The sequence below is a fragment of the Desulfococcus sp. genome (genome assembly GCF_041737845.1).
Classification (GTDB): Bacteria; Desulfobacterota; Desulfobacteria; order Desulfobacterales; family Desulfococcaceae; genus Desulfococcus.
This window is the reverse complement of sequence record NZ_JBGSQX010000032.1, coordinates 41036-51521: the sequence shown is the minus strand read 5'-3', so window position 1 is coordinate 51521 and position 10486 is coordinate 41036. Positions and strand designations below refer to the sequence as shown.

Below are 10486 nucleotides of genomic sequence, written 5' to 3'. Positions count from 1 at the left end.
TCTCCCGGGGCCGCGGCTTCGTCCACATAGACGACGTCGCGGCCTGCGCGCCCAACGTCCTGGGCCACCGCCTCCTCCTGACCCCCGCTGCCGAGGCCCGGGGCGTCACCCCCCGGGAGGTCGTGGAGGCGGTCCTGGCGTCGGTCGATCCCTGGCCTGCTTGCGAAGACCGATGACGGCAAGGCGGCGAGAACGTCGGGGGAGGGGGCCTGCGGCATGAAGACGGAAAGCGGGCTTCTGTCGAAAGCGGCGCTCCTGGACCTCGCGGCCCGCCGCAGGGTCGACGCTTTCCCCCCCGGCGACTGGGAGAGCCAGTTCAGGGGCGCGGGGTACGAGTTCTGGGGCCTGAGGGAGATGGCACCCACCGACGCCTTCCGGGACATCGACTGGAAGGCGACGGCCCGGTCCGGAAGGCACTACGTGCGGGAGTACCTTGCCGACAGCCCGTTCAGCCTCATGATCCTCTACGACGTCAGCGGATCCATGGCCTTCGGGCGGAAGGAGCTGCTCCAGGCCAACATCGCCGCGGCCCTGGCCTGGAGCGCCGCGGCCTCGGGCAACCGGTGCGGCCTGATCCTGTTTGCCGACGCGGTGGTCGAGTATCTCCCCCCGCGGCCGGGGACGGCCCACCTCCACCGGATCGTTTCGACCGTGGCCGCCGCCCTGCCGCTTGCCGGTCGGAAGGCGGTCCTGGACGGCGCCTTCGCCCGCCTGACGGGGGAGATGAACCACAGCCTCGCCTTCATCCTATCGGATTTCACGGCGCCGTTTGAGAGCCGCTTTTCCTTCCGGCGGATGCCGGGCCGGCCGGTCGGCCACGAGGTGGTTGCCCTGAGGGTCCTGGAGGCGTGCGAGAAGGCGCTGCCGGAAGGCTCCTCGGGGCTGGCCGCGCTCCACGACCTTGAAACCGGCGAACGGGCGGTCCTCGATCTCGGAAAATGGCGGACGTATAACGAGCGGGCCGCCGCGCATCACCGGGAGTTGACGCTTCGGCTGGCGGATGCGGGGATTCGGGTGACGCGGATAACGCCCGAGGACGACTACATTCGGAAAATCCAGGACTTGATGAAAACCGGATGACCCGCGGGTGACGGCAGTTGGCCGCCTTGGCGCCCTGCAGGGGGCGCCCGGCGGCGGTGCGGCGGATTCGGGAAAAAGCGCGCGGCTAAAAGAACTTTTCCTGAATCCCCATGGGGTCTTTGAATTCCAGGTCGGGATTGAAGGGCAGTTTTTTCTCTCCCCGCTGATCGACATATTTCATGATCTCCAGGTCCACCTTGAGGGGCACGTCCACCCCGGCCTTGGCCAGACCCTGGCGCAGATAGGCTTCGGCGCGCGTTCCGAAGGCCAGCGAGTCGCCCAGGATGCGCAGCCCCTCGGTGGGGTTGTGGAAACCGATGGAGTTTTCCGCCCCGATGAAGAGGGAGCGGTAGAAGGCCTCCTCGTAGAACTCCTTGGCCTTCTCGTAGAGCTGCGGGTCGATGACTTTGCCTTCGGCCCGGGCCTTGTGTACGATCTCGAAAAGCTTGGCCACGGTGGCGGTCTGGTAGCCGGAACGGATCATGATGGAGATCACCTGATCCTGGATGCTGAAGACGCGGTCCTGGAGCCATTCGGCGGACTCGGCGTGGCACTGCTTGCAGGACTTCATGCCGGCCTGCACGGGGCTCATGATGCGGTGGTCGGAGATTTTGTGGATCCCGGCCACGGTATAGGGCATGTGGCAGTCGGCGCAGGAGGCCCCGGCCTTGAAATGGGTGCTGCCCTTGGTCCAGAACTCATATTCGGGATGGCGGATAAAGGCCATCTTGAACCCGGTGACGCTCTGGGTCCACTCTTTCACCGACGGGTCCTGGCGAATCCGCAGGATGATGTCCTCGATGCTGATGCTGCCGAAGGTGCTGTTGTGCCATGGGAAGTAGAGCCCCACCGACTTGCCTTCCGCGTTCTTGGGGATGTTGTAGGTCACATGGCACTGGGCGCAGACGGCCGAGCGCATCTCCTGGCGGGTCAGGGTGGCCGGGTCTTTCCCGATATTTTTCATGGCCTCGACCAGCGTGAACCCGCGGGAGATCTTGAGGCCCATGTCTTTGTTGTCGTGGCAGTCGATGCAGGCCACGCCCAGCTCTCGATGCGGTTCGGGGATCTTTCCAAGCACCTCCTTGAAGGATAGCTTGTAGTAATCCTCTCCCGCCTCCCTCTGGAGCTTCGGGGCATACGGCGTCTTGCAGCTCAGGCAGACCCCGCCCGCCTTGAGGCGGGAGGCGTCGATTTCCAACTGGTCGCGGACCATGAAGGCGTGCCCCCGGGGTTCGTTGTACTCCACGCCGAACCCCCAGCCGTTGAAGAGCAGGGCCATGTAAGGGAACTGGGAGAGCTTGTCCACGGAGACGGCGCCGCTGTCCATGCCGGTTTTGTACCTGCTGCGCCGCGTCCCCACGGATTCTTCGGTTTTCTTCCACAGCTCGTACTCCTCGGGAAAAGCCTTGCCCCAGACCGCCGGGTCGACCTCGTCATCGGGGATGGAAACGATCTGTCTGGGCTGGGGCTCGGGGGGGCTGCACCCGCCCGGGGCCAGGGCAACGACAAAAAGAACGCATACCGCCGATTTCATGTAATTGCTGAAAGCCATTTTTCCTCCTTGAATGTGACATGCCGGTTCGTTCAGCCGGACAATCGGACCCCGGCCAGTTGATGCTGCAAAAACCTGTGGCAATCCCAACAGTTTCGATCCTGGTCGATCCTGGCCACCCGCTCGGAATGACATCGGATGCAGTTGTTCTGGATGAATTTCTGGCCGCGCTCGGAAACCTGGATGACCTCCGGGGTATTGCCGGAGTAGAAAACGATCACATCCTTCATCCCGTCGATGGATTTCCAGACGTAGTAGGTCGGCAGGTTTTCATGCGGCAGATGGCAGTCCACGCACCGGATGCCGCGGTGGGCGCCGACATTGAACCATGCCTCATATTGGCCCTGCATGGCATGACAGGAGGCGCAGAAGATCGGCGCCTCCGTCCTGGCCATGAGTCCGGGCGGGCCAAATGCGATAAAAACGCCTGCGATGGCGGCAAGCGCACCGGCCGCCGCCAGATATTTCCATGGATGCTTTTTGAAAGATTGCATTCGCCACCCTCTCAAACCGGCGAAGCGCGCCGGCGCCTTTCCGTGGTTGAATACATGGGGTCCTGAATGAAAATGATCAACTGAAATACTTCATGAATTGAACCCGCTCGTAAGCCGCGGGATTGCTCGATGCCTCCTGGCTCATTTTCCCCCGGAAATCGGAAAGGGACGTGTAGTTGTGCCGACCCATCCAGTCCCGCAGGGTATCCAGCAGGGTGCCGATATGTTCCGGCCCTTTCTTGTAAAGGCTGGAAGCCACCTGAACCGCCTTTGCCCCGGCCAGAAGCTGCTTGATGACCGCCTCGCCGTCATGGATCCCCGTGGAGGCGATGAGATCGCAGGAGACCTTGTTGGCCATGATGCCGATCCATCTGAGCGGCATGGCCAGCTCCGCCGGGGTGCTGAACACGAAAGAGGGTTTGATCGCGAGCTTTTCGATGTCGATGTCCGGGCTGAAGAAGCGGTTGAAGAGCACCAGGCCGGCGACGCCCGACTGCGACAGCCGTTGGATCATCTGCCCCAGGTTGGAGAAATAGTGGCTGATTTTCAGGGCGATGGGAACGGAGACCGCGCCCGTCAGCTTTTCGATGACGGCAAAGTACATGTGCTCCTGCTCCTGGCTGGACCGGCTGAAATCCGAGGGCAGGAAAAACATGTTGAGTTCGATGGCGTCGGCGCCGGCATCCTGAAGCTGCCTGGCAAAAGCGACCCACTCATGGGAATAGACGCAGTTGATGCTGGCGATGACGGGGACCTGGACCTTCGCCTTGGCTTCCTGAATCAGGGAGGTGTACTCACTCAGCTTTTTGCCCTTCAAATGGAAATCATAGTAGTCGAATTGTTCCAGATGGACGCCTGCGGCTTCCGCTTCCTTCAAAATGTCTTCATGCTCGAAGACGATTTCCTCTTCGAAAATGGATTTCAGAACAATGGCCCCGGCGCCGGCTTTCGCGAGGGCCTCGATCTTTTCCGCCGATTTCGTCAATCCTGAACTTCCGGCCACGATGGGGCTGGGGAGCGTCAGGCCCAGATAGGTTGCTGTCAGATCCATCTCTGTCTCCTTTCGTTTCGATGTACGCCCCGGCGATCGGCGCTGGGTCGGGATGGCGGATTTCCCCGCGGGATGAGGCGTCCGGAGGGGTCCCGCCGGTCATGTCGCTTTTTTCATCCTGCCTTTGAAACGGAATCCGAAAGGCCCGCTCCGGACAGGTCAGGAGCGGGAGCCCGCCGGAAGCGGTTTCGGGTCTGGAGGCATCAGCGGAAGATTGCGGCAGCGGCAGGCTCCGGCAGGCGTTGGGGTCGGCATGTTCATGGCTCCTCCCGTGTGCCGTGGTGGATGAGTCTCCTGCGTCCCCGGTAGGAAGGGGTTGGGATCGAAGGGCGTCTGAAAACAGCCGCCATGCCTGCCTGCCGTGTCGAGCCAGGTCGAAGGCGCCGTCGCTCAGGTCCCAGATGACGGCGGCCGGCTGGATCATGCCCAGAAACGAAACGGCGATGTTTTCCGGGGACAGGTCCCTGCGCATCTCCCCGCGGTTCTGCCCCTCGATGACGATGCTCGACACGTTTCGGATAACGTCCCGGATGATTCCCAGAAGCTGCCGCCGCTTGTCCGGCATGCCGGCCAGGACCTCTTCCGAGAAGACGATCCGGGGGATCGCGCTGTTGCTGCGGATCAGCTCAAGGTGCCGGGTCAGGAGAATCTGCAATTTGTCGATGGGCTTCGCATCCAGCGTCGCCACATCCTGGAAATTCGCATTCAGGCGCGTTTGAATCAATCGCAGAACGGCGTCGACGATTTCGCCCTTGTTTTTATAATGCCGGTAGACGGCGGAAGGCACGATATCCACCCTCCGGGCCACGGCGGCCAGATTGAGGGCGCGCACCCCGCCGTCGCGGACGATCTCCAGCGCGGCCAGGGCGATCTGGTCGTGGCGTATCTCTGTTTTGAACCGTTTTTTGGGCATTTCTGCTCGAATGTGAATACATATTCACCTAATGAAGATGCGGGGGTTTGTCAAGCAAAAAAATGCGCCGGCGCTCTGTGGACGGGGCCTGACGGAGGCGGCCCGGGATCGAGCCGGTTGGCTTTGCTGCCATCCGAAAGAGGCGGCTTCCCCTTCCGCGGTTTGAAAGAACGCGGCGCCTTGCTTTTTGGCGTAAATCTGGTAAAAAAGCCTGACGGCGCAGGGCCGGAAAAACAGGCCGGACAATCCTGCGCCCATATCGGATGTCCGCGGAACCGCCAGGAAAAGGGCCCCGACAATGACTGATCATACCCCCATGCCGCCCGGCACGAGGCACCATGGACGCATCGTCTCGATTCCCGAGGAAGGGCGGTGCCTGGACCTCGTCCAACTGGACCGGCTGGAGCAGGCCTTCCGGGAGTGGGCGGCGGGGTCCCCCCGTGCGGACGTCCGCGCGGCAAGGCGGCGCATCCTGATGGTTTTTCTGCTGATACGCTACACGGGCGCCAAGTTGAACGAGGTTTTGGCCCTGAACCCTTTCGAGGACATCGACCCCGGCCGGAGGGTGGTTGTGTTTCGCGGCGAGGAAGCGGCCAGGGAAGCCCATCCGCGGGAGGTTCAGATCTCAGAGACCCTGTCCCGGGAGATTCAGGCCGCGCTGGCGGATCCTTTTTTCACGAAGGCCGCCAAAAGCCCCTTGGATGTCGATCCCGGCTTCGTGCGGCGCAAGTTTTATGACCGCGCCCAGGCCTGCGGCTTCCCGAAACGGCTGGGCGGCCCGGAAATGATCCGCAAGGCGCGAGCCGTGGAGCTGATCCGGGGCAACATGCCCCTGCCGGCGGTTCAACAGATGATGGGCCATTCCACCCCCAACCTGACCTTCTCCTATGTCACCTTCTCCCCGGACGACATGCGTCAGGTGGCGCGCGTCTTCATCGAGCGGGAGGCGTCGCGCAGAACCAGCGCCCGGAATTCGTTTTTCGGGAAGATCCATGCCATCGAGCGGGGGGACATCCAGACCCGCGTGGTGCTGACCACCGTCGGCGGTCATTCCGTCACCACGGTCATCACCAACGACAGCGTGGCGCGGCTCGCGCTGAAGGAGGGCGGGCTGATCACCGCGGAGGTCAAGGCCCCGTGGGTCATCCTCCTCCGGGGAAAGGAAGCGCCGGCAAGCAGCGCCGAGAACCGGTTCAGCGGGGTCGTCGAGCGCATCACGGAAGGGAAGGTGAATACGGAATACACCGTCCGCCTGACCGACGGCACGGCCGTGTGCGCCGTGGTCTCCACGGAAAGCGCCCGCTGCATGGCCCTCCGTCCGGGCGAACCGGTCTGGGCCGTCTTCAACTGCTTCGCCGTGGTCCTGCATGTCGAGTGACGGCCGCCCATCGGTGCGTCTGTCCTGAAAGATCAACGGGAATCTTGCGGCCAGAATGCGCGCGCCCGCTCGGCCGTTGCCTCCGGCGCCGAAAAGGTGGTCATGTCGCCCAGCATCACCTCGAAGCCGGTGAAGTCGCTGCGCACCCAGGGGGCGTAATTGCTTCGGACCGTGAGCACCACCCGCAGTTCCAAATCGTCCGAGCCGTCCTCCAGCAGAAGCAGGCCGAGGTTGTACCCGTTGCGGCCAAGGCTGCGGTAGAATTTCTGCACGCAGAGAACCCCCCGCGATAGATCCGTCCAGTCTTCCTCCCGGGTATTCCGCAGGGAGGTGACGCCGGGCAGAACCCCCCAGATCTCAAAAAACCCTTCGGGCGCAAACGCAGCCAGCCACTGCCAGGGGCCGGTGGCGCCGATCCAGCGCCGGCCGGCCTGCTTCTCCTGCGCCAGGTAATCGCTATAGAGGCGCGTGCCGGACTGCCGCCGGTGAAGGGCCGCGCGCTGCCGGAGAAAACGCTGATGGTTGGCGGGCTGCCGGTCGGCCTGCACCTGCAGATGGGGGTGGAGCAGGGACCCGCCGGCCGAGGGCAGGTGGTTCTGGGTGACGGCCATGAAAACCGCGGCAGGGTCGTGTTCCAGGACCCGCAGCAGGTAGTCCCGGCAGTTCCGGAAGCTGTCTGCGTAGGACTCTACGCCCGCGGTCCCGATGGGAACAAAGTGGCCGTCGTCGAAAAGGCTTACCGCGGAATACCGGCCGTAGGGAAAGAGATTGGGGAAGAGCGTCGAACTTCCCCGGATCATGCGTCCCCGGGGCCAGAGTTCGGGCGGCAGCCGCGGGGTCTGAAGGGCGATCCGGGCCTGGCAGAAAGGGCAGTTGTCCCGGTCTTGGGCAAAGGGGGGCGCTTCAGGCAGGGATTCGGCGCCGGGCTCGCGTTCTTCGCCGCGGCTGTAGGTGATCCTGCAGGTGCGGCCCGTGATGGGGTGGGTGCGGATCTCGATGGGGCGATCGGTAACCTCACCGCCGGGCAGCACGATTCGGGAATGAAATGTCTCCTGTTTAAAAGCCAGCATGGGCGTTTTCCTCTCGTGCGGGTCTGCAAAAGCCGTAGCGAGGCAGTAAAGCCCGGCGGGTCATGTCCCCTGATGAAGTCTGCGGCGCCGCGGCATTTACGGCGCTGTCAGGGCCGCGGTTTTCCGGTTTGTCTTTTGATGGGATGGCTGTGAGGAGCTAAGCAAGATTACACCCGAATGTCCAACGAAAACAGAAAAGGGGATGGTGGTGTTAAAACGATAACATACAGAAATCATATTAAATTCATCATTCACCCTGCCGGCTGAGGCCTTGTATTGGATATGGGAAACCCGTGGCACGGCAGGTCAGTCGTTATGAGAAGTAAAGAAAAAACGCGGGAAGAACCATCAGTCCGTTTTGAAAAGACGGCCGAGCATTCCCTTTTTCGGGGGCTCGGGTTCGGGAAGCCCCAACTGGCGGCAGATGGCAGCCGCCACCGCGTGTTCGGAAACATCTTCGCCCTCCACCACGATCTCGTCGCCCACCATGACCGCCGGGGCCACGGGCAGGTCCAACTCGAAGTAGGCATCGGTCTGATATTCGGGCTTGGGTTTTGCAGTGATTTCGATCTCCACCGGATATGTTGCGCCCAACCTGGGCATCATCTTTTTGAAATGCTTTCAGGGCTTGCCGTTGGGTTCGTTGAGAAAGAAGCGGACCTTGAGCATGAGAATCTCCTCTATGGTTTTTCATTATTTGACGGCTGTGCGGACATGGGTTTCTTCGCATCGGCCATATGGCCCAGGAAGGCTTCGGGCGGCAGAAAATCCACCAGGCGCAGATCGCTGCGCTCTTTTCCCCGGGCATCCAGGAAGACGATGGTGGGCACGCCCTGGACAGCGTATTCCTCCAACAGGCCTTCATATGCCGGATTGCCGCCCCGGGTTACATCCACCTTGACCATGATGAATCCTTCTTGCGCCTGTCGGACCACCTCGGCATGATGAAAGGTCGTCTCTTCCAGCGTCCGACACGGTGTGCACCAGTCGGCGTAGAAATCGATGATCACCGGCTTTTCCTGTGCGGCCGCCTGCTCCAGGAGCGCTTCAGAGTAAGGCTGCCAGTCGACCCCCGGCCCCCGCATGGCCCAGGCGGTGACCCAGAAGGTTGCCAGGACCAGGCAGGCCGTGCCCACGGTGGTTTTCACCCAGGGAAAGGTCCTGAAGCCTGCCTGATTTTTATCGATCCAGCCCAGGTGCAGGCCGGCGGCTAGGGCGAGCGCGACCGGCAGGAGCATCTTCAGGACTTCAGGCAGGACCGGCCGGATGAAGTAGGCCGCCATACCCACCAGGATCCAGCCCATGAGCTTGCGCACCCAGAGCATCCAGCCTCCGGCCCGCGGCAGGCGCTGAAGCTGGCCTGAAAAGAGCGCCAGCACGAACAGGGGAAGGCCCAGTCCGAGGCTGAGGACGAAGAAAATCAAAAATCCCAGCCAGGGGCTCCCCATGCCGGCCACCCAGGTGAGGAGCCCCAGCACGAAGGGGCCGATGCAGGGTGCGGCCACGATTCCCAGGGTGAGGCCCATGAACAGGCTGCCGAAGTACCCGGTGTGGGATTTGCCGGCGGCCCGGGCCAGGACGCCGGGCAGACGAAGCTCCCAGAGGCCGAAGAGGCTCGCGGCGAACAGGATCAGGACGCCGGCCACAAGGGCCGGCACGATGGGGTTTTGCAGCATGGCCCCCATCAACCCGCCGGTGAGCGCGGCCGCGACCCCCAAGGCTGAATTGGTGAGGGCCAGCCCCATGAGGTAACACAGTCCATGCAGCACCAGCTTGATCTGACCGGGCCTGTCCTGGGTGGTGCGGCCCCCGAAAAACGAGACCGTGATGGGAATCATGGGATAGACGCAGGGCGTCAGGTTCAGGGCCAGGCCCCCGGCGAAAATACCCAGCAGCGTCCAGAGCATGGCCCAGCCCTGAAGGGATGGGCTGCCAACCAAGTTACCGCCCGGCTGAACGGGCGTGGCGAGGCCTGCGGGCGCGCCGGCGATGGGCAGCCCCTGCTCCTGCCATTTCGGAAAACCGTAAGGGTCGCGGTAGACGTTCCTGTAACCGAGGGATACGGCCACACGGGCCGCCGAGTCGCTGCGGACTCATGTCAGGCCCGCTCAGTAAAAGACGAGCGCACGATCCTTATCCGACCCCAGAAAATCCCTGAGCTCCCCGGCCTTGCGCCAGCGGGACCACCAGGTGGGTTCCATCGAAAAATTGAGGGCGCCTTTAATATGCCCTGTGCGATATTCCCACTCCTGGCGGGTGTCGATCAGCAGCAGTTCGGAGGGCTGCTTTTCATATCTTTCGGCGAGCGCCTCGGTGGTGATGATGCCATAGCCGCCGACCTTGGCCTCGGCCATCACATCGTCCCAGGTGGCCTGCTTCGGCGGGATGGGACGCTGGGCGTACCAGACCGAGACGATGGTGATCAACACGGCCGCCAGCGCCAGGGAAATGGATGTCCGGATTTTCATGCCGGATCCTCTTCAATCTGCTGTCGCTTCCCGCCCCTTGCCAGCTTTGAAAGCAGGAATGTCGCCCCTCTGCGCGACACACCGAGCCTTTCCGCCAATGCTTTATCGTCCAAAGTCCCATGCGTTTTGAAAAGCGCACGCACTTCCGATTCCAGTTCCTCCAGCCAGTCCTCAAACAGCACCAGCAGGTCCGGATCGGCGATTGCCAGGAGCTGTTCCGACTGGGCCACCTTGTCCACCAGACTCCGGCACATCTGCGTTGGGTCGACACCTTCGCCCATGCATTCGGCCAGTCACAAATGGACCAGACTGGATACCTTGTCGCCTTCGGCCTGCCCGAGCAGGTTCATCAGAAAACGCTCGCGCGCGCCAGTGTCCAGGTCCGCCAGAAGTCTTTCCATGACCCGGGTGAGTTTCGACAGGGCTTCTTCCGGGGCCATGCGGGAGATGATTTCAAACAGTGCGTCCATGGGGATGGAT

General features: G+C 62.5%; 10 protein-coding genes and 1 pseudogene. 3 read left to right on the top strand and 8 right to left on the bottom strand.

Annotated elements, in window-relative coordinates:
- Positions 1–176, top strand: a pseudogene (locus tag ACEW8N_RS04155) (hypothetical protein); the annotation flags it as partial.
- A gap of 40 nt (positions 177–216) precedes the next feature.
- Positions 217–1080 (top strand): DUF58 domain-containing protein, encoded by an 864-nt coding sequence (locus tag ACEW8N_RS04150; RefSeq protein ID WP_373498540.1) that lies wholly within the window; start codon positions 217–219, stop codon positions 1078–1080.
- Positions 1081–1165: 85 nt separating this feature from the next.
- On the opposite strand, the gene ACEW8N_RS04145 is transcribed toward ACEW8N_RS04150, so the two are convergent.
- The 4 genes from ACEW8N_RS04145 to ACEW8N_RS04130 form a co-directional block, all read right to left on the bottom strand.
- Positions 1166–2632: an ammonia-forming cytochrome c nitrite reductase subunit c552 gene (locus ACEW8N_RS04145; protein WP_373498539.1), complete on the bottom strand. Its 1467-nt coding sequence runs from the start codon at positions 2630–2632 to the stop codon at positions 1166–1168.
- A gap of 32 nt (positions 2633–2664) precedes the next feature.
- Positions 2665–3126: a cytochrome c nitrite reductase small subunit gene (nrfH, locus tag ACEW8N_RS04140; RefSeq protein WP_373498538.1), complete on the bottom strand. Its 462-nt coding sequence runs from the start codon at positions 3124–3126 to the stop codon at positions 2665–2667.
- Between the two features lie 76 nt (positions 3127–3202).
- A complete protein-coding gene (locus ACEW8N_RS04135; RefSeq protein WP_373498541.1) occupies positions 3203–4129 on the bottom strand; it encodes a dihydroorotate dehydrogenase-like protein in 927 nt (308 codons plus the stop codon).
- Entirely contained in the window at positions 4011–5090 is a 1080-nt protein-coding gene (locus ACEW8N_RS04130; RefSeq protein ID WP_373498537.1) for a TetR/AcrR family transcriptional regulator, read from the bottom strand. Before ACEW8N_RS04130 ends, ACEW8N_RS04135 begins: the two co-directional genes overlap by 119 nt.
- Positions 5091–5388: 298 nt before the next feature.
- On the opposite strand from ACEW8N_RS04130, the gene ACEW8N_RS04125 reads away from it, so the two are divergent.
- A complete protein-coding gene (locus tag ACEW8N_RS04125) occupies positions 5389–6468 on the top strand; it encodes a TOBE domain-containing protein (RefSeq protein WP_373498536.1) in 1080 nt (359 codons plus the stop codon).
- 32 nt (positions 6469–6500) lie between these two features.
- Here the strand turns inward: ACEW8N_RS04125 and ACEW8N_RS04120 are convergent, their stop codons facing one another.
- The 4 genes from ACEW8N_RS04120 to tsoA all read right to left on the bottom strand — a co-directional run bounded on the left by ACEW8N_RS04120 (position 6501) and on the right by tsoA (position 10476).
- The gene (locus tag ACEW8N_RS04120) at positions 6501–7538 is read right to left on the bottom strand and encodes a galactose-1-phosphate uridylyltransferase (RefSeq protein ID WP_373498535.1); all 1038 of its coding nucleotides are present in this window, start codon (positions 7536–7538) and stop codon (positions 6501–6503) included.
- A 348-nt stretch (positions 7539–7886) separates the two neighbouring features.
- Positions 7887–8207 carry an NEPxGxxU motif selenoprotein TsoC gene (tsoC, locus tag ACEW8N_RS04115; RefSeq protein ID WP_373498534.1) on the bottom strand — a complete coding sequence of 107 codons (321 nt, stop codon included), beginning with the start codon at positions 8205–8207 and terminating at the stop codon, positions 7887–7889.
- Between the two features lie 11 nt (positions 8208–8218).
- Positions 8219–10006, bottom strand: coding sequence for a rhodanese/DsbD fusion-like selenoprotein TsoB (gene tsoB / locus ACEW8N_RS04110; protein ID WP_373498533.1), 1788 nt, complete (start codon positions 10004–10006; stop codon positions 8219–8221).
- Positions 10003–10476: an LULAXC motif (seleno)protein TsoA gene (tsoA, locus tag ACEW8N_RS04105; protein WP_373498532.1), complete on the bottom strand. Its 474-nt coding sequence runs from the start codon at positions 10474–10476 to the stop codon at positions 10003–10005. Before tsoA ends, tsoB begins: the two co-directional genes overlap by 4 nt.
- Positions 10477–10486: the final 10 nt, after the last annotated feature.